This is a genomic window from Vibrio viridaestus, from assembly GCF_003856525.1.
GTDB classification, from domain to species: domain Bacteria; phylum Pseudomonadota; class Gammaproteobacteria; order Enterobacterales; family Vibrionaceae; genus Vibrio; species Vibrio viridaestus.
This window is the reverse complement of sequence record NZ_RJVQ01000015.1, coordinates 13583-38044: the sequence shown is the minus strand read 5'-3', so window position 1 is coordinate 38044 and position 24462 is coordinate 13583. Positions and strand designations below refer to the sequence as shown.

The 24462-nt window shown below is 39.7% G+C and carries 24 protein-coding genes and 1 pseudogene; 11 read left to right on the top strand and 14 right to left on the bottom strand.

The window, feature by feature from the left end:
* Window positions 1-140: 140 nt before the first annotated feature.
* Genes EES38_RS20615 through EES38_RS20605 form a run of 3 tightly spaced genes read right to left on the bottom strand, consistent with a single transcriptional unit; the run spans window position 141 to window position 1867 of the window.
* Entirely contained in the window at window positions 141-659 is a 519-nt protein-coding gene (locus EES38_RS20615; protein ID WP_124939112.1) for a phosphoribosyltransferase, read from the bottom strand.
* Window positions 659-1249 (bottom strand): sugar O-acetyltransferase, encoded by a 591-nt coding sequence (locus EES38_RS20610; protein WP_124939111.1) that lies wholly within the window; start codon window positions 1247-1249, stop codon window positions 659-661. Before EES38_RS20610 ends, EES38_RS20615 begins: the two co-directional genes overlap by 1 nt.
* Before the next feature lie 6 nt (window positions 1250-1255).
* Window positions 1256-1867 (bottom strand): LacI family DNA-binding transcriptional regulator, encoded by a 612-nt coding sequence (locus EES38_RS20605; RefSeq protein ID WP_166434316.1) that lies wholly within the window; start codon window positions 1865-1867, stop codon window positions 1256-1258.
* A 193-nt stretch (window positions 1868-2060) separates the two neighbouring features.
* Here EES38_RS20605 and EES38_RS20600 point away from each other — a divergent pair, with 193 nt between their 5' ends.
* On the top strand, window positions 2061-2867 hold the full coding sequence (locus tag EES38_RS20600) for a Cof-type HAD-IIB family hydrolase (protein WP_124939109.1): 807 nt from the start codon (window positions 2061-2063) through the stop codon (window positions 2865-2867).
* A 135-nt stretch (window positions 2868-3002) separates the two neighbouring features.
* Entirely contained in the window at window positions 3003-3773 is a 771-nt protein-coding gene (locus tag EES38_RS20595) for a DeoR/GlpR family DNA-binding transcription regulator (protein WP_124939108.1), read from the top strand.
* A 367-nt stretch (window positions 3774-4140) separates the two neighbouring features.
* Here the strand turns inward: EES38_RS20595 and EES38_RS20590 are convergent, their stop codons facing one another.
* Window positions 4141-4962, bottom strand: coding sequence for a sugar phosphate isomerase/epimerase family protein (locus EES38_RS20590; protein WP_124939107.1), 822 nt, complete (start codon window positions 4960-4962; stop codon window positions 4141-4143).
* A gap of 639 nt (window positions 4963-5601) precedes the next feature.
* Here EES38_RS20590 and EES38_RS22645 point away from each other — a divergent pair.
* Both EES38_RS22645 and EES38_RS22355 read left to right on the top strand, forming a co-directional pair.
* Window positions 5602-5751, top strand: a pseudogene (locus EES38_RS22645) (LysR family transcriptional regulator); the annotation flags it as partial.
* 39 nt (window positions 5752-5790) lie between these two features.
* Entirely contained in the window at window positions 5791-6309 is a 519-nt protein-coding gene (locus EES38_RS22355) for a LysR substrate-binding domain-containing protein (protein WP_279432227.1), read from the top strand.
* A gap of 597 nt (window positions 6310-6906) precedes the next feature.
* On the opposite strand, the gene EES38_RS20580 is transcribed toward EES38_RS22355, so the two are convergent.
* From EES38_RS20580 to EES38_RS20560, 5 genes are all read right to left on the bottom strand, one after another.
* On the bottom strand, window positions 6907-7518 hold the full coding sequence (locus EES38_RS20580) for a LysE family translocator (protein ID WP_124939106.1): 612 nt from the start codon (window positions 7516-7518) through the stop codon (window positions 6907-6909).
* Window positions 7519-7621: 103 nt separating this feature from the next.
* Window positions 7622-8539 carry a LysR family transcriptional regulator gene (locus tag EES38_RS20575; RefSeq protein ID WP_124939105.1) on the bottom strand — a complete coding sequence of 306 codons (918 nt, stop codon included), beginning with the start codon at window positions 8537-8539 and terminating at the stop codon, window positions 7622-7624.
* Window positions 8540-8676: 137 nt separating this feature from the next.
* On the bottom strand, window positions 8677-10161 hold the full coding sequence (locus tag EES38_RS20570; protein WP_124939104.1) for a sugar porter family MFS transporter: 1485 nt from the start codon (window positions 10159-10161) through the stop codon (window positions 8677-8679).
* 144 nt (window positions 10162-10305) lie between these two features.
* On the bottom strand, window positions 10306-11316 hold the full coding sequence (gene iolG / locus EES38_RS20565) for a bifunctional inositol 2-dehydrogenase/D-chiro-inositol 1-dehydrogenase (protein WP_124939103.1): 1011 nt from the start codon (window positions 11314-11316) through the stop codon (window positions 10306-10308).
* Window positions 11317-11557: 241 nt separating this feature from the next.
* Window positions 11558-12568 (bottom strand): LacI family DNA-binding transcriptional regulator, encoded by a 1011-nt coding sequence (locus EES38_RS20560; protein ID WP_124939102.1) that lies wholly within the window; start codon window positions 12566-12568, stop codon window positions 11558-11560.
* A 367-nt stretch (window positions 12569-12935) separates the two neighbouring features.
* Here EES38_RS20560 and EES38_RS20555 point away from each other — a divergent pair, with 367 nt between their 5' ends.
* Genes EES38_RS20555 through EES38_RS20545 form a run of 3 tightly spaced genes read left to right on the top strand, consistent with a single transcriptional unit; the run spans window position 12936 to window position 16750 of the window.
* Window positions 12936-13643, top strand: a complete 708-nt coding sequence (locus tag EES38_RS20555; RefSeq protein ID WP_124939101.1) for a gluconate 2-dehydrogenase subunit 3 family protein — start codon at window positions 12936-12938, stop codon at window positions 13641-13643.
* Between the two features lie 23 nt (window positions 13644-13666).
* Entirely contained in the window at window positions 13667-15439 is a 1773-nt protein-coding gene (locus EES38_RS20550; protein ID WP_124939100.1) for a GMC family oxidoreductase, read from the top strand.
* A gap of 3 nt (window positions 15440-15442) precedes the next feature.
* Entirely contained in the window at window positions 15443-16750 is a 1308-nt protein-coding gene (locus EES38_RS20545; protein ID WP_124939099.1) for a c-type cytochrome, read from the top strand.
* 29 nt (window positions 16751-16779) lie between these two features.
* Here EES38_RS20545 and EES38_RS20540 read toward each other — a convergent pair whose 3' ends face one another.
* Entirely contained in the window at window positions 16780-17592 is an 813-nt protein-coding gene (locus EES38_RS20540) for a helix-turn-helix domain-containing protein (protein ID WP_124939098.1), read from the bottom strand.
* Between the two features lie 122 nt (window positions 17593-17714).
* Here EES38_RS20540 and EES38_RS20535 point away from each other — a divergent pair, with 122 nt between their 5' ends.
* Both EES38_RS20535 and EES38_RS20530 read left to right on the top strand, forming a co-directional pair.
* Window positions 17715-18836: a Gfo/Idh/MocA family protein gene (locus EES38_RS20535; protein WP_124939097.1), complete on the top strand. Its 1122-nt coding sequence runs from the start codon at window positions 17715-17717 to the stop codon at window positions 18834-18836.
* A 150-nt stretch (window positions 18837-18986) separates the two neighbouring features.
* Entirely contained in the window at window positions 18987-19067 is an 81-nt protein-coding gene (locus tag EES38_RS20530; protein WP_439333281.1) for an SMR family transporter, read from the top strand.
* 86 nt (window positions 19068-19153) lie between these two features.
* On the opposite strand, the gene EES38_RS20525 is transcribed toward EES38_RS20530, so the two are convergent.
* The 3 genes from EES38_RS20525 to EES38_RS20515 form a co-directional block, all read right to left on the bottom strand.
* A complete protein-coding gene (locus tag EES38_RS20525; RefSeq protein ID WP_124939096.1) occupies window positions 19154-19537 on the bottom strand; it encodes a VOC family protein in 384 nt (127 codons plus the stop codon).
* A gap of 30 nt (window positions 19538-19567) precedes the next feature.
* Complete coding sequence (locus EES38_RS20520; RefSeq protein WP_124939095.1) at window positions 19568-20179, bottom strand: LysE family translocator; 612 nt, start codon at window positions 20177-20179, stop codon at window positions 19568-19570.
* Window positions 20180-20252: 73 nt separating this feature from the next.
* Window positions 20253-21179 (bottom strand): LysR substrate-binding domain-containing protein, encoded by a 927-nt coding sequence (locus tag EES38_RS20515; protein WP_124939094.1) that lies wholly within the window; start codon window positions 21177-21179, stop codon window positions 20253-20255.
* A 154-nt stretch (window positions 21180-21333) separates the two neighbouring features.
* Between EES38_RS20515 and EES38_RS20510 the strand changes: the two genes are divergently transcribed.
* Window positions 21334-22137, top strand: a complete 804-nt coding sequence (locus EES38_RS20510; protein WP_124939093.1) for an alpha/beta fold hydrolase — start codon at window positions 21334-21336, stop codon at window positions 22135-22137.
* On the opposite strand, the gene EES38_RS20505 is transcribed toward EES38_RS20510, so the two are convergent.
* Complete coding sequence (locus tag EES38_RS20505; protein WP_243694237.1) at window positions 22121-22843, bottom strand: AraC family transcriptional regulator; 723 nt, start codon at window positions 22841-22843, stop codon at window positions 22121-22123. The two genes, EES38_RS20510 and EES38_RS20505, sit on opposite strands and share 17 nt — an antisense overlap.
* Before the next feature lie 170 nt (window positions 22844-23013).
* Between EES38_RS20505 and EES38_RS20500 the strand changes: the two genes are divergently transcribed.
* Window positions 23014-23940, top strand: a complete 927-nt coding sequence (locus tag EES38_RS20500; RefSeq protein WP_124939092.1) for a DMT family transporter — start codon at window positions 23014-23016, stop codon at window positions 23938-23940.
* Window positions 23941-24462: the final 522 nt, after the last annotated feature.

Below are 24462 nucleotides of genomic sequence, written 5' to 3'. Positions count from 1 at the left end.
TCCAATCGCTGACGAGTGGTAATAATGATTGTAGTAATGGTTTAACCCATTATTCCCAAAACCTCCACACCATCCATTCACGTAACAGGCATGAACATAGGCTTTTCAGAGATAAAAAAGCCCGTTGTGTCTGGTAGAAATTAAATCACTTTAGATATAAAAGGTAGGTTGCGGGACTTATCTTTCCACGGTAGGCCATAACCGACTAACAGCTCGTCATTATCCATTTCATAAGCAAAGTATTGAGGAACTGGAATATCTACTCGACTGGGTTTCACAAACAGAGTTGCTATTGATAAAGATTTAATATCAAATTTGTTGCTCAAATTCTCAGTCAGGCGCTTCATAGTACCTCCAGATTCAATCGCATCATCAACCAAAATGACATTTCTTCCCGTAATGTTGATGCTCTGGTGATACACAATTTCAGAATTATTGTTTCTATTTCCGGGAGTATGCGGGCAAGAAATATAATCCATACTAATATCAAAGGATAACTGGCGAACAAGATCAGCCGTAAATAATATTCCGCCAGGGACAACGGTAATCACGACAGCATCATCGAATTGTTGATTAAGCTGTTGAGCAACACGTTTTACTCCTTCTTGAATCTGAACTTCATTCAACACCACTTCACCAACATAAGAATTGGTTTTCATTATTTCGATTCCTTCTCTTCTGATGCAGTGACCGATGAACATTTAAGTTCGCGAATAACGCGAGCGGGATTACCACCAATGACTAGGTTATCACCAAAACTCTTAGTGACCACACTTCCGGAGGCAACAACCACATTGTTACCCAAAGTGACACCAGGGTTTATCGTCGCATGCCCACCAATCCAGCAATCATTTCCTATGAGAATCGGCTTTGCTGACTCTAGCCCACTGGCTCGCTCAATTGGGTCAAGTGGGTGTGTCGCGGTATAGATACCCACTTGGGGACCCAGCAGGCAGTTATCGCCAAAGTGTACTTCAGCACAATCCAGAATCACGCAATCGTAATTGGCGAAAAAATTGGAGCCAACATAGATATTGCAGCCGTAGTCGCAATAAAAGTTATGATGAATCGAGATATTGTCACCCGCTTTGCCCAGTAAGCTTTTCAGAAGCTTCAGACGACTTTCTTCTTCAAAAGAGGAATGATTAAATTTATCAATCAATTTCCTTGTTCGGGCACGCATCAGACTCAAATTGTTATCACTTGGATTGTATAGCTCTCCAGCGAGCATTTTCTGAAATTCATCCACAAATCATTACCTTGCCTGAATTGAAAAAACTGAAATGATGCGATTAATACTTTCACCTATGCTCAGAGATTGACGTTTTATTGAATTAATCACAACACTGCAATCGGTAGTACTAACGAGTAACTTTTCATGACCTTGAAGACAAGAATTGACCTGTTCTTCTTTATTTTGAATAACAACCATTGGAATACCATCACACAGTCCCGATTCAAATAATGAGGAGTCCAGGTATGGATTATTACCTGAGGACACATGAATAATTCCCTCACATCTCTGCTCTATCAATGTCTGGAAGCTTTTCAGTCGTGAAAAGTGCTCATTCTGGTCTCGCAGCACTATCAACGGTTTATTCAATTGACTAGTTATCTCTAAGAGCTGAGAAAGAAATTCTGTTACTACAGGATCCTTATTCAGGCTTTCAGAGATGATAACTCCAATGACTGAGTTCTTTCTTGTTGTAAGCGCTCGTGCCAGTGTATTGGGACGATATCCTAACCCTTGCATTGCGGCCGTTACTTTTTGAGTAATTTCAGGTGATACTGCAAGACCATTAACCACTCTTGAAACACTAGCTTTAGATACGCCAGCGTAATCTGCAACGTCCTGCATCGTTACCATCGCACAACTCTCCATACAAATTGACTAATCGCTATTTCGTCAAACCATCAAGTACTACTCGGAAGGAAGTATACACAAAAACAAACAAAAGCGAACACAATAAAACAAATAAATTGTTCATATATTGATGCATGTGTTCATTTGTGTTCTTATTGTTTGAGTAAAAACGAATAAATAAATGGGAAACGCAAAAATGATTAAACTGATTATCACTGATATGGATGGCACTTTTCTAAACAGCCATGGGGATTACAACCGCGAATTATTTCAGGAAGTCGTGGCCAGCATGCAGGAGCATGGTGTGAAATTTGCCCCTTGTACTGGCAAGCAAGTTGAACGTGTTGAAGAACTATTTGGTGAACAAAGCAAAGATTTTTGGATACTCGGAGACAGTGCCACTCGCATCAAACACAAGGGAGTGTTTATTTATCAATCTCTTCTCAACAACACATTAGGGCTTAATATTATTCAGCAATTAGAATCTATCGAAGGTTCACATATTGTCATTGCGTGTACTCCCGATTTTGCAGCCATCAAACGAGATACTCCCGAGCATTTACGCACCTTAGTGAGACGTTCATATGCTGAGGTAAAACTGGTCGATTCATATGCAGATATTGATTCTGATTTCGTTAAGATCACGGTTTATGACGAGAATAAACAGTGCCCAACAATCCGTCCTCAAATCTCTCACTTTGACGAACAAGCCTATATCGTTGTATCGGAAGCCGCATGGATCGATATTGCGAATGCAGGGGTTCACAAAGGCACCACCGTTGAAAGGCTACAATCCATCGTCGGAGCGACGGAAGCTGAAACCATGGTATTTGGAGATGGATTCAATGATATTGAGCTGATGGAACGTGCTCATTTTAGCTTTGCTATGCGTAATGCTTTTGAGGAAACGAAAGCGGCGGCAAACTATATTACCCGTTCGAATGATGAGGATGGTGTAATGCACACGATATTACAGCTCCTGGCACTCCAAAGAAAATCATAATCGGTTTCTTTAAGTGGGCGTGACGAAAGGCGTGACCACTTAAAGCTCAAAATGCGACAAGTGTAAACGAACAGATATGAACATAAAGCGTGTTTGTTTATAATGATTGTCATCGCTCACGAATAGAAAATGATAATGGAAAAATTTTCACCAGAAGAACGTCATCAGTTAATCCTGAATTTACTGGAATCTCATAACAAAGTAATGGCGACCGATTTAGCCGTACAACTTGGAACGACCGAAGCCACTATTCGTCGAGATTTACGTTTTCTTGCCAATGAAGGATTGTGTAAACGAATTCATGGTGGAGTGCTGTCTCTCGTACCACCGACAGGGACGCAAGAGCAACGTTTAGAAAACAGAAATAGCGAAAAGCAAGCTCTGGCGCTCGCCGCGTTAACCATTATCAAAGCAGAGCAAGTCATTTTCTTAGATGCCAGCAGTACGCATATGTTACTCGCAAGCCTGTTACCTAACGATATTGGTCTGACTGTCGTTACCAATAGCCCTGCTATAGCAACCCGACTACTGGAAAGACAACATATTAGAACCATTCTTATCGGTGGCGAACTGAATTATGCAGTGGGTGGTGCCATAGACATTAGCGCCGTAGAAGCGTTAAGCAAATTTCGATTTGATCTCTGCTTTATGGGGATTTGTGGTTGGTCATCAGAAGCAGGGTTCAGCGCTATTCACTATCAGGATGGCGAATTCAAACGCCATGCAGCATCTAAAGCCGGAGCTATTGTTGCGCTGTGTACTGAGGACAAAATAGAGGCATTAGGCCCATACCCGTTTATGACATCTGAAGATGTTGATTACCTAATCTGCTCTCCAAACAATACCGTAGCAAAAGATTATTTCAGCCAATTAGACTGCACAGTAATTACTAGCAATCCTCTTTAGTCGAAATACCACTACTAATGACGTTTCAATACATTGAGTTACAGTGACCTGACTCAACCTGACTAATCAGAACAAAGATTCCATAAACTCGATGATGTTAAATTTAAACTCTAAATATTCCTAAGATACCATCGAGCCATTGTGTGACTTATTGGGGATAGCAGCTACATGCTTAAACACTCTAATGCATAAATGCACTGACGTGCTACTTGAATAGCACGCCAATTTAGCTTTTCGACGTAGTATTAACATTTAAAATGTTTTCGCTATTACATGATAAAAGACTTCACTTGCTACTAAACATATTGCACTTTTTGTTTTAAGAATTATGAAACTTCTGCGTACTACACGAAAGGTTATTAGAATATTAACCTGTAAATTTGCTCATGTTATCGATACACGCTTTTGCAGCATCCCATAAATCATCTTCCCATCTATTCGGGCTGAAGAGTTCTGTAGACCATACCCCATCAAATCCTGTTGACTTAACCGCGTCAGAAAAACCTTGGATGTCAACGTCACCTTCGCCTGGGAAGTAGTTTCTTTGGACCAATTCATTCCACTCTTCACCAGCATAAGGCCTGCGTCCATCACAAAAGTGAACACCATAGATAATATCTTTATTTAACTTAGCAATATCTTCAGCAGTATAGCCAGAGCAGTGTAAGTGCCAAAAATCGACAACAATACCAATATTACCTTTATCTAAAGTATTTATTATGTTACTTGCTTGTTCAATGGTATTAAATTGAGTCTCAGTTATAATTTCAATCTGATATTTAACACCGTATTTCAGACCTATATCGGATATAGCATCAATATTATTTAGCATAATTTTCATTATGGATTCTTTAGGCAAATGATCAATACTGAATAAAGGTAGAATTTGCACTGTAGGACATTCTAAGTCATGGGCAATCTGTGTCAGACGTTCTGCCTCTTTCAACATTTGGTCGCGTTCTTCACCTTGGTGCCTTTCAATGCTTAGTAGTGCATTGACGCATGCTGTATTAAGACCAAAATTATCCACTCGCCGTTTGAGCTCTTTAGTTGTTCCACCGTTATCTAAATATCTGAGCAATTTTGTTTGGATAAACTCCATTGCATCATATCCAGTTTCATGTGCAATTCGAGTTTCTGTCATTACATTGCAATAGTTTGTCGATATTCCATGTAGGGCTTTAATCATAATCTCTTCCTCTTGATGTTTATTGATGCATTAAATCAACGAAAGATATAATAGCAATCATAAATAAATCATTAACAATAATGAATCACAAAATTAAGATGAAAAACCATCAATTAAAATAGAAGATTTATTTCCGGAATCAAAAGGTAGTGATCCAAACGGCATATTAGATGCGGCTCCCAATGTTTAACCGAAAATATTAAAACGAGCTACTCTCCCTAAAAAGTTTCAAGTTTAATAAAATTCCTGGCCGATTTTTCGAAAAATGATTTTGGCCGGTCCTTCACGTGAGTACTTCTGACAGTACCTTCAATAGCCTCTAAAACCTTATCTATTCAGGTTCTTCAATGCAGTATCTACTTTAACTTCGATAACAAAACAACAATACGTTCTACTGGCGCTGACCGTTTAGCGCATTACGTGAAAACTTCTTACTAATCAGATGCAATTCGATTTTTTGCGTTACAAAGTCAGCGCGTCACGTTTTCACTAAAGATATAAACTTTTGTGGTCATTAAATTAATTTGCTACAGGGAAAATGACGTAATAGTATTAAGCACAATATGTAATGACAAGATAATAAGAATGACACCTGAGAACACGATTCGTAAATAGTATCCACTACCACAGGATTTAAATGTATTTATCGCTATAGTCCAAACTGGTAGTTTTGCTCAGGCGGCAAGAGCATTAGGTCAATCACCAGCATACATTAGTAAGCGCATAACAATACTTGAGAGTACACTCAACACTAGGGTCCTACACCGCTCAACGCGACAATTGGCTTTAACAACCAATGGCCATCATGTATTTGAGTGGGCTATTGAAATGCTAGAAAACTATGATCAGCTAATTAGTATTTTATCGCTCGATGCGCTAATTGCACACGGTCAAGTAAATATATGCAGTAGCTTTGGTTTTGGGAGAGCACATTTAGCTCCTGCTGTCGCAGATCTATCAAGACAATATCCCGAACTGGATATTAGCTTTGAAGTATTTGACCGGACAATTGATCTGGTACAGGAAGGATTTGATCTAGAAATATTTATTGGAAATGATCTTCCTGAGCAACATATAAGCAAACGACTAGCCAAAAATTCTCGCATTCTATATGCTTCTCCAAATTACCTAGATAGATTCGGGACTCCTCAACATATTCATGATTTAAAACAGCATCAATGCTTAGTAATCAAAGACAGACATGTCACTAATGGAGCTTGGAAATTAACAGATAGAAAAAATAAAAACCATTTTATAAAAATAGCAGGTTCGCTATCTTCGAATAACGGAGATATCGTCAGACAATGGGCTCTAAATGGTTGTGGGATCATGCTACGCTCCCAATAGGATATTCAAAATCTAATCACAACTGGAGCACTAATACAAATTCTTCCTGAATATTCACAACCAGCCGATATTTGGGCTGTGTATCCAAACCGTTTAGCCATATCTGCAAAGACTAGAATATGCGTCGAATTTTTATATAAAACCCTTTCTAGTCAAATATTTAAAAACATATAAAATAAAATTAAGGAATATATAACTATTACCGAAGTCTGCCTGCTGAGACTACTTTATTGTTTTCTATACTCACTTGAACCTCAATACCATAATATATATTTTTTATATATAAAGTGTTCTCTATTTTAAAAAATAGATTTATCGGAGTTTCTTCGATGATAAAGGAAATCAGTTCTTAAATATCTTTATTTGATGCACTAATCAATAATCTTTCTCTTATTTTACCATAGCCATCATTTGAATAGATGAGATTCTCCAGTAGTATTTTCTTACAAATCATAAAAAGATACTTATCCTTTTACAAGCGTGGATACATTATTAAAACAGGTTGCGTATACTATCCAATAAAAGATATAGCTATAAGCTAATCATTGTAAAATAAGAAAACACAAAGTATGAATAATCAAAAAATAATATTAACTCTCAATTAGTTATCGCTATAATCGCCACTAGCAGTAAAAAGATTCCTGAAACTTTATCGATTAAAGAAGCTCTTCCATGTATGCGTTCAACCATTGCAGAACTCGACAAGATCATCGCAATAATTGTGTACCATACCCCGTCAATAAATGCTGGCATCAAGGTAACCATTGCCTTTTCATCAATGGTGTACGACGGATTAATAAACTGGCTAAACAACGCAATAAAAAACAAGGCAATTTTAGGATTTAATATCGATATAGCAAAACCGTCTCTTGCCGCTTGAATTTTTGTTCCTTTCTCCCCTGTTCGCATTTTTTCTGCAATTCCGCCTTTGGATTGCAGCGCTTTTATCCCCAGAAATACCAAATAGGACACGCCTAAATAGTTAATACATTTAAACAAAACGGGAGAATGCTGAAGAACCACGGATAACCCGCTAATGGTTAGCAATGCATAAATAAGAATTCCGCAAGAATGCGCCCATGCAGATACCACTCCATGTATCCGCCCCGCAGATAAGGAATGTTTAGCGACAACAGCCAGACTTGGGCCGGGAGACATCGCACCTAAAAGACATATCGGTAATAAAGTGATAAATAATGTAGCTGTCATGATTTCCTCCATTTGGTGGTATCTTAAGTCCAGCCAAATCATTCTTGGAAATCATAATTAATCATTATGACTATGATTTTAAGTCATAGCCGAAATTAAAAAATCAAAGATGTATCGAACTATCACAATCTTGCATTGCAGAAACAATTTGTTCTCTCGCCCATTTATGGCTTAAGTCATGATCAAATTTTGGATGCCATATTAACCAATACTTATTACTACTGACGTCGAATGGCAGTTTCTTATGCGTAATAGGCCAGTATTTCGATAAATTCTCCGCGATATGTAATGGCATTACCATCAGGCAATCTGTTTGCTGTAAATGGCTTACCGCTGCAGTAAAAAACGGCACCTGCAATTGAATATGGCGGTGATAATTGAATCGCTTTAATTGTTCGTCAACTATGCTGTCTTTATCGGCTCCGCCTGTTATTTTTATATGCGAGTACTGAACTATGTCTTCGACATTCAACTGACTTTTATTGGCTAATAAATGGTTACGACTCATGACGACAACCAGATAATCACTGCCAATGCATTGGCTCGACACCCCTTTAGGTTCCTCAGGAAGCATCGTTGAAGCAATATCTATCCCCAAATCATGTAACTGCCCGATATATTCCGGTTTCCATAAATGATAAGTAATGCTTAATTGTGGTGCTTGACGATTCAGTCGAGAACAAATATCGGGTAATACATACTGAGCAACATAATCACTTGAAGAAATGACCAATTCTGCGGTCCACGTTTCCGGTTCAAAGCTAACATCCGATAATAAATGTTCAATATCTCCAAAAAATACATCTAATTTAGTTTTGAGTATCTCGGCTTTTGGCGTTAGCACCAGACTGTTTGCATTGCGAACGAGTAACTCGTCATTGCACAACTCTCTTAACTGAGCCAACTGACGACTTACCGCTGATTGGGTGATATGCAGTCGCTTCGCTGCGTTACTCACATGAGCTTCCTGCAAAAGCGCATATAGCGATCTCAAGAGATTTAAGTTGATATTTTTGAGCATATCCGGTTTCCGATACTGATACATCTGTGCGCAATGACTATCCTGCCAATATATACAATATTCGACCAGAAAAAAATAAACCCCTCGATCACTCAAGGGGTTTTGTCTCAAAGATATATTATATTGCCAGTAGTAACTTACATATTCGCTTCTGCAGCTTCTTCTGCTATGATTCCTTTACGGGCATACTGTTTAGCCATAATGTGATCTTCCATTTTTTCTAGTGAAACACCGTTGGTTTCAGGAAGATATCTACGGATAAAGAAGTAAGACAGAACCATAAAGAACGCAAATACCCACATTGGGAAAGCACCTTTGAAATGTTCATTCAAATATGGACTGTCGTTCATTACCGGGAATACCAAACCGATGATGAAATTACTTACCCATAATCCACCAACCGCGAAAGACATACCCAATGCACGGTAACGGTTAGGGAAGATTTCAGAAACGATGATCCAGGCACCTAAGCTCCATGAGAAGGCGAAACAAATCATAAATGCCATCATCCCAAGCAGAGTCCAGTAACCCATTTGAATTGCAGCTTCACCTTCCAGGCCTGCAGACTGGTAGATAAAATAAGAAGTTAATAATAAACCAGCCGTTGCACCCAAAGAACCCAATTTCATTAATGGCAAACGCCCTACTTTATCCATCAGTAATGAACCAATGAAAGTACCAACAAGTTGAATCACACCAACCCAGATAGTCAAGAACAGAGCAACTTCGTTATCGCCAGTGACTTTTTCCAATACCACTGGAGCAAAGTACATAATTACGTTCACACCACTTGCCTGTTGGAAAATAACAATCATGCCAGCGATATACACAAACAACCAGAAACGACGTTCTTTGTGCACTTTAAGTTTAGATTGCTCCGCTTTCTCTTTTTTCTCTGCATCTAATGAGCGTTGAATATCGGCAACGACCATTGGTGCATATTCGGGATTAAAGATGCGACCCAAAATACGTTGCGCTTCTTCGGTTTTGCCAATCATAACTAACCAACGAGGGGACTCAGGAATGAAGAATGAAGCTAGCACAAAGAGAGTACAAGGAATGGCTTCAGAGCCAATCATGATACGCCAGCCAATATCAGTCATCCATTCGTGAGTCATACCTTTAGCGATTAGAAAGTTCACAATAAAGATAACAACCTGACCAAATACAATTGCAAAGTTCTGTGAGCTCAAAGCTCGGCCACGAATTTGTTTTGGTGAGACTTCTGACATGTACATAGGAGAAACAGATGATGCGATACCGACTGCCAAACCACCAATCATACGATAGACGATAAACCAGAAGAAGGAATCAACAACCGCAGCACCTACCGCAGAAATCGTAAACAATACGGCGGCGAGAATTAAAGCTTTTTTACGGCCCCATTTAGCCGCAATGCTACCAGATAAAAAGGCACCAACAATACAACCAATCGCAACGTTGGAAACCGCCCAGCCCACACCAAGTGGACTCAATTCGAAAAAGTTCTGAATAGGACCTATAGCACCTGATATTACAGCAGTATCATAACCTAGTAACAATCCTCCAAGAGCTGCTACAGCACATATGACTAAGATATATTTTAAATTATAACTTTTATTAATATTTTCATTATTGGACATAAAGCCTCCGGATAGACTTATATTAATTTCTAAAATAAGGAGGCTGTTGTTGTGGAGCAAAATACAACCTCCTTAATCCAGTGCATAAAAATAAGCACTACTGAAAGGAAAACGTAATTAGCTTTCTGAATTTAAAATCGATTATTATTTGTAGAAAGCTGGTGTTTCTGGCATGTCTATATTGACGACTTTCCCTGAAACTCTTGCTTCTGCGCAAGCATCAGATGTCACAGCAGCAAAATACCCATCCCATGCAGTTGGACCATTGACTTCACCTTTGATCGTTGAGTCGATCCAGTCTTGAAGTTCTACATCATATGACTCATAAAAACGTATTTTCCAATCAGTTAGAATATCTGTAGAAAGCTTAGCATCCTTACGAGTTAATAGGCTCATCGGCTCGGGAAGATTAGCAACCCCCTCTTCTCCAACGACTTGACACTGTATATCGTAACCGTATTTACAATTGACGAAAATTTCAGCATCAATGTGAATACCGCCACGAGTCTCTACAATCACCATAAGAGGATCTTGTAATTTCTCATGAGTGTATTTTGTTCGTTTAGGATTAATAACCTGTACCGACTTATAGTCGTCATTGACAAGCCAGCGTAGTACATCAATTTCGTGGATAAATGTATCTGAAAATGGCATATCACCGTAGTAGGCTTCTGGGACTTCAGGATTTCGATGGCAGCAGTGGATCAATAGCGGTTCACCTAAATCCCCATTATCAATTGCAGCTTTTAGCATTTTGTAACCAGCATCATATCTGCGCATAAAACCAACTTGAACTAGCTTTTTGCCCGTCGCCATTTCAGCATCAACGATACGTTTACAGCCAGCAGCAGTATCCGCTAATGGTTTTTCACAAAAAACGGGTTTACCCGCTGCAATAGCTGCTAAAACAAACTCCTCATGAGTTGGGCCCCACGATGTAACCAAAATGGCATCAACATCAGATGAATTCACCAATTCCTGGCCAGAAGCATAAACCTCTGCAGTGATTTTTTCTTGTTTTAGAAAATCACGCACTGCATCAAGGTTAACATCAGTTGCAGCAACAACAGTTGCCCCTTGGAGAGAGTAATTAATTCTCTTTATATGTTCCTTGCCTATTGCACCAACGCCAATAACACCAATATTTAGAGTCATACATTTTCCTCAGATTCATAGAATAATTATGAGAGTACAGAAATTTAAATTACATATTTAATGTATGGACGATTCTATTCACTCTGAGAAAGTGTGTATGAGATGGGTGTCGATTTTTAATTTCTTACATAAGAACTTTTTTGATTAAATCCCATCAATAGTTTTAAAACACGATGTACAATAGACAATAATTACAGAGTATAAAAAACTCAATTAGTTGCGTTGTAACTACACAATCAGTTTAATATAAATTCTCATCTGTAAATATATTAAAATTCACCTTACCATCACCATATTCAGATGGCATAAGATTACCAGATAAATAATTGAACATAATATCTAATGATAGCTCGGCATGACGGAGGGCATTCTGATCTAATGCAAAAGAAAGTATGCCTTGTTCAAGAAGAGTCGTTGTTGTTTCATAGATCTCATGACTAATAAATGAACATTTCATGTCATTCTTGTTCATTTTCAACCACGCACCTATCGCACTATTACCAGCGCCAGAATTATAAATACCAACCAGACTCCTTGATTTATATTCTACAAGTAACTTTGCAATAATGTCTGGGTTATCATTACCATAATTAATTTGACTGACACAGAAATTTTCTTTTGATTTAATTACGTCGGTGAACCCGCGCATTCTCTGTATATGAGCCTGATAATCAAATCGTCCACTAATCAACAGAATATTCCCATAATTCTGAGCCGTTTTTACCATAAGTGATGCTGCAGTCCGACCAATCTGATATTGATCTATACCTACATGGCAAAGGCGTTTGCTAAAGGGTAAATCTGTTGCGAGAGTTATGACTGGAGTGCCTTTTTTATAGCACTCCTCTAACGCACTATATATTTCAGGCGTATCATTTGCGAAAACGATAATACCATCAAAATTCTCAGAACTATTAAATAAGTGAGAAGCGAGTCTATCTGGATTTTCTTCTGATATTAACGTATATCTTAATCTTACATTACGATATTGGTGATACTTAATTATTTTATTAAAGCCAGACAAAATATACTTAAAAAAAGACGATGGATTTGTACTTAAAATAATCTCCACCTCCCATGGAGGTTGATATATTTCAGGTAATATTCTATTAAAGTTAAGATCTCTTGCTGCTTTAATCACTTTTTCTGCTGTTTTAGGAGAGACTCCACCTCTCTCATTTATCACCCTATCAACAGTAGCAATTCCAACTTTAGCTTTTTCCGCAATCAAAGAAAGTGTCGATTTTTTCATCGTTTTAATATCTTACTTATTAACTTATTCGTAATTTTACCACTTAGCCTAGATAAAAAAACAAATAGAAAATTTATATTAAATACATATTAAAAATCAATACTTTAAATGATGGAAAGCCATCATTATAAGGTTATTAACTTTTGTAATATTTGGTTACACTAGTAGTGATGATTAACAAGAAGAGTAATTGAATTGCCCCAGAATTTAATCGTCTTCTTTGTTAATCATCAAACTTTAATCATGAGTCCTTTCCAATATTCATATTCACTACATCTAATGCATGTCCTCATTACGTTTCTGTATATTGAGTAAGTCTCGCTCGTGATAAATAACAATTTCATAAAGTCAGTACACAGGAAATAATATGAAGCGACGAACATTTCTCGGTTCTATCGCGGCACTTGGAGCCGCATCGACCGTACTCGGTAAAGAAATTAGTGGTGGTCAACCATGGACACCAGGTGAAGTATCTCTTCCAAAAATATCTTCAAAGCATGGTGGCCTCCAATTTTTATCAAAACATGAACTCGAGACCATCGAAGAAATCGCAGAGCGATTTATCCCCTCTGACGAGTTTAGTTTAGGTGGACGAGACGCTGGATGTGCCATATTCATAGATAGGCAGCTTGCAGGTGATTATGGAAAAGCATCAACGGTCTATCGCAGAGGACGTTTTATAAAGGGCACAAAAGAGCAAGGGCCTCAAACCCCCTATACACCCGCAGAACGATATCGTAGAGGACTGATTGCTTTGGACCTCTCGACGAACGCAGATTTCAATAAAAATTTCAAAGATCTTGCTGAGTCACAGCAAAACCTTGTGCTCAGCGCAATGGAGAAAAATGAATATAATCTTGGCAAAGAAATAGATACAAAAGAGTTTTTTGAATTGCTTTTACAAAATGTCAGGGAGGGCTTTCTTTCAGATCCTATTTATGGCGGCAATAAAGATATGACAAGTTGGAAGATGATTGGCTTTCCTGGCGCTCGTTATGATTTCAGAGACCTGCTGGGTAAGAAAGGTCAGCGCTTAGACATCATTCCCACTAGTTTGATAGATAACTCTTTATAATCTTAAGTCGTAAAGGAAAAAAAATGAGCAATAGTCGTCCAAAAGTTGATGCTGTTATTGTTGGGTTAGGCTGGTGTGGTTCCTTGATGGCCGAAGAACTCACACGAGCAGGACTTAATGTTGTTGCAATCGAGCGTGGTCCTTGGTGGGAAACAGCTACTGATTTCCCACCGTCAATTGATACCGACGAACTTCGTTGGGATACTCGTCGCGGTATGCTACTTCCACCCGCCGTAGAAACAACGACATTCAGAAATGATTCTAGTCAAAAAGCGCTTCCATCAAGAGATTGGAACCTCAATGAAATGGGCTATAACGTTGGCGGTTCGGGAACACACTGGGCTGGAATGGCATGGCGCTTTTCACCATATGATTTCCAACCCTACACTCAAACAGTTAAACGCTATGGTAAATCTCAAATTAGTCCAGGACTTATTTTGCAAGATTGGGGAGTAACTTACGAGGAACTGGAACCATTTTACGAGCGTTTCGAAAAAATAGCAGGGGTTTCCGGTAAGGCAGGCAAATTAAAAGGTAAAATCGTTTCCGGTGGAAATCCATTCGAGGGAAACAGAATGAGTGAGTATCCCCTACCACCTCTTGAAAGTATGCGTCTCACTGACATGTTTTCGGAAGCAACATCTAGTCTTGGTTATCACCCTTTTATGGTTCCCGCAGGTCAAGCATCTAAAGCTTATGTCAACCCACTCGGTGTAAGAATGGGACCATGCACCTACTGTGGATACTGTCTTTACTACGGTTGTGGTAATTTTTCTAAATCAAGTCCAAATGCATGCGTAGTACCCGCATTAATGCAAAGAGACAACTTTAGCGTACTAACTGACTCGACTGTTATCAGAGTAGATAAATCAGAAGACGGTAAAACCGCGACGGGCGTAACGTTCCTCGACAAAAATAATAAAGAATGGTACCAGCCTGCAGACATCGTCATTCTATCCGCTTTTCAAATGCAGAATGTAAGACTGATGTTGCTCTCGAAATTAGGAACGCCCTATGATCCAGTGACTAAAACAGGTGTAGTTGGTAGAGCGTATAGCTTTCAAACTGTATCCGGAGCAAATCTGTTTTTTGAAGATGAGAATTTAAACCAGTTTATTGGTGCTGGTGCGTTGTCATCTCAAATTGACGACTTTAATGGAGATAATTTTGATCATAAATCTCTAGGTTTCATTGGAGGTGCTGGAATATTAGTTGTCGCCAGAGGAGCTCGCCCTATCGGAAATGCAGATGCACTTCCTCCTGGGACACCTAGGTGGGGTAAAGATTGGAAGAAAGCGTATACGCATGCATTTCAAAACGCGACATTTATTTTTGGACAAGGCACTAGTTATTCACACGAAGACTATTACCTAGACCTCGACCCAGAATATACCGATGACTATGGATTACCGCTACTTAGAGTCACATTTGATTACAATGATAATGATCGATTGTCCGCTAAATTTATCGAGGAGAAAAGCGTTGCAATTGGTTTAGCTATGGGCGCAAAAACAGTAATAGGAACTAATTCTGCTAGTGGACACTACTCTCCCTATAACTTCGCAAGCGACCACACTATTGGTGGCGCAGTAATGGGCAATGACCCAGAGACAAGCGCTATAAACCGTTATCAACAATCGTGGGACCAACATAATGTTTTCGTTCTTGGGGCTTCATCGTTTCCAAATAATGCAGGATATAATCCAACAGGAACCATCGGTGCCCTCAGCTTATGGACAGCAAAAGCGATTATAGAGAAGTATCGTCAAAATCCTGGTCCATTGGTGGAGGTTTGATAAATGAAAAAAACAACCGTATTTTTCAGCATAACAATAATTTGTATGCTCGCCGTTGGCTTTTTATTATTGCTAAATAACGATACATCATCAGATGACGTAGCAGACAACGTAATAACAGCAAAAACTCCACTCACCAAAAACGATATGGCGGCCGTTGAAAGAGGCAAATATATAGCGCTTGCGGGAGACTGTGTTGCTTGTCATACATCTCCAGAGAGTAAAGATAAATATGCTGGTGGATATGCAATTGAAACACCATTTGGCCAAATATACTCTACAAATATCACTCCGGATCCCGAGTTCGGTATTGGTAATTGGACTGAGAGAGACTTTTTTAACGCAGTGAGACACGGTAGGGGTAAAGATGGAAAATTTTTATATCCTGCAATGCCTTATAATGCTTACGTGAAAGTCAGCAATTCTGATATGCATGACTTATGGATGTATATTCGGTCATTAAAACCTGTTAGTAAGCCCTCTCCCAAAACTAATCTTCCATTTCCGTACAATATTAGATTGGCTATGATGGGTTGGAATCTTCTATTTTTTGATAATAAAGGATTCCAAAAAATTTCAAATGCTTCTGAGGAATGGAATCGTGGTGCATATCTTGTCCAAGGACTTGAACACTGCGCGTCATGCCATACACCAAAAAATATTTTTGGTGGTGATAAAGACGAGTATTTACATGGAGGACAACTAGGGAATTGGTTTGCACCAGACATAACGTCTAATCCGACTACTGGCATTGGTAGTTGGACTAACGCGCAGATAATGGATTACCTTCATGTCGGTAGTAATCATGTATCCGTTGCATCAGGACCAATGGCTGAAGCGGTCTTTAATTCAACGCAATATCTAAGCACCACAGATCTACAAGCTATTTCCGTGTATTTAAAATCAACACCACCTTCCCCACACCGAAAAGTTTCCTCGCCCCCACCCACAAATGAATCGATGAAGCTAGGCTCAATTGTATACAGTATAAATTGCTCTGCATGCCACAATAGTAATGGTCATGGCATTCCAAATCTAGCAGCAGGGTTAGCAAATAATCCTGGTGTAGTCTCGCCTAATGCATCATCTCTCATTACGACTGTGCTCCAGGGAGGAAGAGGAGCTGTGACACAATCTAATCCAACAAGTGGCGCTATGCCGAGCTTTGCCTGGAAATTATCCGACAAACAAGTTGCAGCTGCTATAACCTACATTAGAAATAGTTGGGGTAATACAGCGAATGAAGTATCCGAAAAAGATGTAAAGGAATTGAGAAAATTATTACAACTGCCAGAGCAACTTAATCAATAAGCTGAGCGCCATTTGCGTATCAAATGGCGCTAATTTTTCCTGTATATGGAAGGAGCGACACCATAATGCTGCTTAAATAATCTGGAAAAGTGATATTGCGTGCTAAAGCCAAATTGGTCCGCAATATTACCGATGGGAATACTGGTCCCTTTAAGTAGTACCGCCGCCTGTTGACAGCGCAATCTCCACAAGTATTTCATCGGTGTAATAGATAAATATTTATTAAAAATCACCACCAGATGATTGGCTGTTATGTTTGCGTCCTCAGCTATTTGTGAGAGCGTGATCGGTTCGGCAAGGTGCGCACTCATATAGTCACAGGCTTTGGTAATTGCGCGCGGTATTTTTGTTTCTGAAGACTCAGATGTATAACCGTTCGCATAGTTAATGTAATAACGAATGAGTGCCGGACCGAGTAACATCAACGATTCCACTGTCGGGATAACGGGATTTCTGGTTAAAGACAGTCCTAATTCCATAAAACGCAGCAAATCCATATTCTGCTCGGTCACTAACGGTGCGTTTTTAATAATATCGTTGTAATAATCAGGTCGTTCATAAAAATCTAACTGACACCATGTATGGTGGCTTTCCTGATCTTTACTGAATTGATGAAATTCATGCTGACCGGGAAGTAACAGACAAAAATCACCTGGTTTGAGATTCACTTCAACTTTTTCAACATAAAAAGTCACCTCACCAGATAGCAAATGAAATAGCTGCAACCCACGCTGAATTCTCGGGCCATGGTAACCTCCAGGCGGATATTTTACACTACCAAAATAGACCTCCTTCAAACCATCGAAATTAATTTCAGATATATTGTCGAATATTTCGGACATGTACTCACAGCCTTCTCTAATTTTATGATTAATCTCGTGGACAAAGAATAGCGTGAAACTAAATTGAATTTATGAATCTGTCTCACACAAAAAATAACATGAAGAATAAAAAGGATTGGACTATGAAAAATCTACGTATTGGTATGATTGGTACTGGATATATGGGCAAAGCACATGCGATTGCGTATCGAAATGCCAGTGCTGTGTTCCCACTTACCGCATCGATCGAATGTGAAATGATTGCTGATGTTAATGTTGATCTTGCAAAACAAAAAGCAGAAGAATTTGGATTTAATCGCTATACAGACGAATGGCAACAACTGGTTAGCGATCCAAACATCGATATTGTAGATATCTGCGCTCCTAACTTTTTACACAAAGATATTGCACTTGCCGCGATTAAAAATGGTAAACATGTTTATTCAGAAAAGCCTCTGGCCCTAAATTCTGAAGATGCCAAAATCATGACATTGGCAGCAGAAGAAGCGGGAGTAAAAACACTAACCGGTTTTAACTACATTAAAAATCCTACCGTTCAATTGGCCAAACAGATCATCGCTAATGGTGAAATTGGTGATGTGGTTCACTTCAGAGGTACATTTAACGAAGACTATCTGGCTGATGAAAAAGTACCTTTCAGCTGGCGTTTAAAACGTGAATTTTCCGGTACTGGTGCGTTAGGTGATATGGGCTCACATATTATCAATATGGCTCAATTCCTTGTTTCACCAATTTCTTCCCTTTGTGCGGATATGAGCACGGTCAACAAAACCAGATACGAACCAAATAATACGACGCCTCAAACTATCGAAAACGACGATCAGGTTCATATGATGGTGCGTTTTGAAAATGGCGCGATCGGAACCATTGAATCATCGCGAATTGCCTGGGGACGCAAGAACGGACTTTGGTTTGAAGTTACCGGAACCAAGGGAACCATCATTTATGATCAGGAACATTTGTCTGAACTGCAATTATTTACTGCCGAAGATCAAAAAGCCAGACAAGGGTTCAGAACAATTTTAACCGGACCAGAACATCCTGATTATGAAAATTTCTGTGTTTCAGCCGGTCATGGTCTTGGATATAACGATATGAAAGCAGTCGAAATTCGTGACCTTATCGAAGGAATTGCCAGTGATGCGCCTATGTGGCCTGATTTCAGAGCTGCCTGGGAAGTAACAAAAGTCATTGATGCTGCTGAGGATTCATATAAAAACGCTACTTGGGTAAACCTAGAATAACTACGAATGGATAGCACACTTAAGAGTGTGCTATCGTCAACCTCAAATTACAATATTGGCAAATTAATTACGATTTGAGTTTGAAGTATATAGATGATTTTTACTAAGCCGCTCTCTTCATTCAGGTTTAGGCTTTAGTATCTATCTTTTTTGTCGTTACCTCTTAAATCTATGCCCTTCGGTATCGCATATTCTATTTGGAGTGGCCTTGGTGTTATCTCTATTAATTAGATTGAGTTACTAGTCTTTGGACAAAGTGGTTTCGAGTTCCTATTTGATTCATATAAATACGAGTTAATTAAAGCATTTTCAACGTGTTAAGAATAATACACGGAGCACTCAATCAGATTTCCATCAGGATCGCGAAAGTAAAAGGAAGTAATCGGCCCCAGCGCTCCCGTTCGATTGACAGGCCCTTCTATAATTTTTATCCCTTGAGCCTGAACATGTTGCATTGCGCTTTCTAGGTCCCCGTCAATGATAAAACAGAGATCGGCACTACCCGCTTGTACATGTTGTGCCTTAGGCTCAAACTCACTGCCTAGCTGGTGCAAATTGATCTTTTGCTGACCATATTCCAAGGCGACTCGTCCTTCTCCGAAGGTGACAGCATTCATACCCATCACCGATTGAAAGAAAGCCACCGATGTCGGAATATCAGCCACGGTTAAAACAAAATGGTCAAGGTGCTTAATGTTCAAATTCCTTTCTCCTTTGAAGTTATGACGTGATTAAACGGATGAACTCCATACTAAGTAGATAGCCAACAATATAAACAGGATAGCATTGCTCCTATTCAACCAGTGCCGATGTTCGCCCAGGAAGAGTGTTTTGGCCTTATAGGCGAGTAACGCATAGGTTGAATGCGCACAGATAAATGCCAGACTGAATATCCCTACCAACACCGAAAACTGTACAACGTAGCTTTCATCTGGCTTGATAAAGTGAGGGAAAACAGAAAAGAAGAACAGGATAGCATTCGGGTTACTAAATTGTAACAGGACACCTTCCCCAAACACTTGCCTCTTTTTGAAAACCACGTCAGTAGAAATCACCTGAGTCTTGCGGCTGCTAAACCACAGTTTAAGTCCCAAGTAAAATAAGTAGGCAGATCCGCAATAAGAAACCACTTTAAAAGCCATAGGCGAGGACACCAACAGCAGCCCCAGACTTGTAGCAGAGAACAGAGCGACAGAACAAACGCCCAGCGTTAGACCTGATATCCCAACGACCGATCCTTGAAAACCAAAGTTAATCGCGTTCGTGATGGATTTTAAGGTACCTGGGCCAGGCATATATACAACGGCTAATGCAATAGCAGCAAAACTGAAATAGGTATCCAAGATGACACTCGTTATAGTAAAGAAAGAAGTACTATTGTCAGTCGTTCTTGAATGGGTGAAAAATACTATTTAACTAATAGTTTGATACGTTTTTCTTATCAGTGATATGTTCTTTCAACCACTTAATACCGTATTCGACTAAAGGGTGTCCTCGCTTAGGATCCCATACTAACGCGGCGGTCACGATGGATATCAGCTCTTCAAGCGGGACAAGCTTTACATTAGTGGGGATCATGCTGACCATGCTCATAGGTACTAAAGCAACCCCCTGACCACAACTCACATAGGCAATCTGAGCAGTAACCGAACGAACTTCGTAGAGTATGCGTGGATTAAGCCCATGGTTTCTACAGGCTGAAGTTAATAGATCGAAATACGTTGGATTAACTCGCCTGGAAGACATAACAAATGCTTCCTCTTTCAAATCTCTCAACGAGATACTCTTCGCTTCCCCCATCGGATGATTCAGTGGTAACGCAACGCCGAGTTTATCTTCTGTTAAAGGAAACGTGCTTAATCCCATACCGACCTCACCTTCCACCCGAACAAACGCCAGATCCAATTCACCAGAAGATAACGATGTGATGGCTTCAGCGCTGTCAATTTCATCCACAAAAACCGTTACATTTGGGTAACGTTGTTTGAAATGTTCTAGAAAGGCTGGCACAACTTCAAACATAGCAGACGTGATGGCACCAATATGAATGACACCAGATTGTCCGTGCGCCACCTCTCGAACGATCTTTTCCAGAGATGACATTTGAACAACAAACTTTTGCACATGAGGAAAAATAGCTTTTCCCGACGCGCTAAGTTTAGTACCGCGTCGAGAGCGTTCAAACAAAGTGAGCTTCAACGACTGCTCAAGTATTTTGATTTGCTCCGTTAAAGGAGGCTGAGACATCCCCAGTCGCTTTGCCGCACGACCAAAGTTCTCTTCTTCGGCAAACGCCAGAAAAAGATAAAGCTGTTTTATCAACCTGTAATCGATTTTACTCATCAATAGTCCCTAACGACGCAACAATGAAGTACGTTAAAATGCCTAATGCTATACTTCTAATTCTATTTTCGTATCACAGAGATACTAATATTAGAATTTAACTATCAATCAAAAGTTGTACATTGGCAACATCAACAACAGATGTGAGTATTGTATGGAGCTATTTTCAAGCCAACGTTTCCCTTTATTAATAGAAGGTATACACCTTAGCGTTTCCGCGATAACCAGATCGGGCGAAAAAGCTCCGATTGTCTTTCTCCATGGATTTGGTTCCACCAAAGAAGATTACGCCGACATCGTTCACTATGCAGAGTTTAACGGTCATCCTTTTCTTGCCTACGACGCACCGGGATGCGGCGAAACACAATGCAGCGACCCCACATCCGTAACGATCCCGTTTCTGCTGAAAACAGCCATTGCGATACTGGATCAAGTTGGATTCAAACGGTTTCATCTCGTGGGACATTCCATGGGAGGATTAACCGCGTTAATGCTGGCACATCAGTACCCAGACCGTGTACTTAGCTTCACCGATATTGAAGGAAATATTGCACCGGAAGATTGTTTCCTGAGCCGCCAAATTGTCAATTATCCAGCGGACAACACGGCAGATTTCTTTGATGAATTCATTACCCGAACTCGTCATGCACCTGACTACGCCAGCGCGTTATATTCGGCCAGTTTACGGCACAAAGTACGAGTTGATACGGTTAAACCCATTTTCACATCCATGGTTGAATTGTCCGATAAAGGAGAATTGATGGATAAATTTCTTAACTTACCTTGCCCTAAGATGTTCATGTATGGAGAGCAGAATCAACATCTGTCCTACTTATCTCATATTGAGAGCCAAGGAGTAAAACTGGGAGAAATACCGCACTGCGGGCATTTCCCTATGTACTCAAACCCTGTCAGTATGTGGAGCCATATTGCTCAGAACATTACACGTTCATCTTAACGTATTCTTTGGGGGTCACTCCCATGATTCGTTTAAACATAGCGATAAACGCAGACGAACTTGAATAACCCAGCTCAAGGGCGATAACTTCAACACTATCGCCCACCTCCAATCGATTCATGGCTTTCAGTACTTTAAGCTTTTGCTTCCACTCTGTAGTAAGCGGCATCCCCAATTCTTTGTTGCTTTTTCTCATGAGAGTACGCTCTGTGAGGTAAAAATGAGCAGCCAGCGTTTTAAGAGGAATGTCTTGATCAAGATGATTTTCGATATGGTCAAGTACCCGCGATAACGTTGCATCATCAGTAGAAGGTAAAAAACTCTCGATAGAATTAGTCTTCTTAAGTTGATCGTAAATAACTCGGATTAGGCGAGTTTGCTCAGCAGAATAAGGCGACACAGGTAAAAATTGTTTTAAATGTTCAAGCGCAGAGCGAACCAATGGGGTGACTTGTAACGCACATACTCTGTTTGGCAATGCGTTAGCATAAGACGGCTCAATATATAACGAACAATGTGTTGCCTCATATTGATTGAAACCTTGATGTTCGATTCCCGGTGGAAGCCAAATCCCATACTGAGAGGGAGCCAAGTAGGAGCGTCTACCGATCCTCACTTCCATAAACACCATTGTAAGAATAGACAAATTCTCCCCAAGGATGACTGTGGTTAGGATAACACGAATCGGCAGGAATTTCGGCGACACGAAAATACATCGGCTCAGGGATGTGGTTTTGAAATGGAACTAAACTGCAATTTTTTTTCATAACCGAAAGTGTCACTTCTGTGCGGTTACATGTCAGTTTTAAACTATATATTTTGAATGCGTCACAGGCAATATAAATATTAACAACAATCACCAGAAGATAAACAACCATGCAACAACGACAACCGATCGATGTAACCGCCTTCTCTCTGATGGTCATCTTTTGTATGATCATGGGAGGGCAGCAAGTCGCCATTAAAGCCGTCAGTACCGACATGGATCCAATCGTCCAACTTGCTTTACGCTCATTATTTGCAGCCGTTTTGATCCTAACGTACATGCGTTATAAAAAAGAACGTTTTGTCTCTGAATGGGGTGCAATAAAATATGGAATTCTTGCGGGAATCTTCTTCGCATTGGAATTTTTCTTATTGGGAGAAGCACTAACCCGAACGACCGCAGCTCACGCCGTTGTATTTTTATATAGTTCTCCCATCTTTACCGCTTTAATCCTTCATCTGTTTGTTCCATCAGAAAGAATGTCGTTACTTCAATGGGGTGGGATTCTGATTGCGTTTTCCGGTATCGGCATCATCTTCTGGGAACCGAGCTCAATGGATGCTTCTGGTACGTTCATCGGAGATATTCTTGCCTTTCTTGCTGCATTAGCCTGGTCATTGACAACGGTGATTGTGCGATGTACTTCCCTTTCGAAAGTACCAGCAAAGCAAGTGGTCTTCTATCAACTCATTGTTGGATTTACTTTACTGGCGATGACCTCTACCGTGACGCAACAGTGGCATTTTAATTCGACGCCATTGGTGTGGATTAATCTGATATTTCAATCAGTAATCGTGTCGTTTCTGGCCTTTTTAGTCTGGTTCTGGCTGCTGGGCCGTTATCAAGCGTCACAAATTGGCATTCTCTCATTTATGACCCCATTGTTTGGTGTGGTCTTTGGTTACCTCTTGCTGGGAGAACACCTCGATAAGCAATTCCTGATAGGCTCAGTTTTCATCCTTTCTGGTATCTTTGTCGTCAATAGTTCTAGCTGGGTGTTAAGAAAAATTCATCGCTTGCAACAAGCTAAGAAATAAGCTCCAAAGCTTTCAATAAGCTAATTCGCCCTGAGAAAAAGTTGCCCATAATGAATGGCTTTGTATGTAAAATAGCAGAATGCTTAAACGTAATAGAGAAAAAACTTTTAGCCAGCTAGGCTGGTAGGCAAAGTATCTTGAAACCTTATACGTTTATTATTTCAATTACTCCATTATTAGATTTCTCCAAGCGCTGCAAAGCACCCTATCCCAAAGCCTATTTTATAATCTATAGTTCGGCTTCATACCCAAACAAAAGTACCCTTCTATACTGATAAAAAAACTGCTATCAATTTGGCCTAAACTTCAAGTCTCAAGTACGGTTCTTTAACAAACGAAAAACAAACTAACCTCCCTACGCAGTAAACGCTAATATACTACCAGACAATTATAATTTTTTTAAATTTAATATATATTCAATAACTTATAATTATATGCAAGTCGATTTACCATAAAATCAAAGCTAGAATAAACATCCTGAGTTGTTGTAACTGTCCCTGCTGTGATTTATGTTTACTAAGC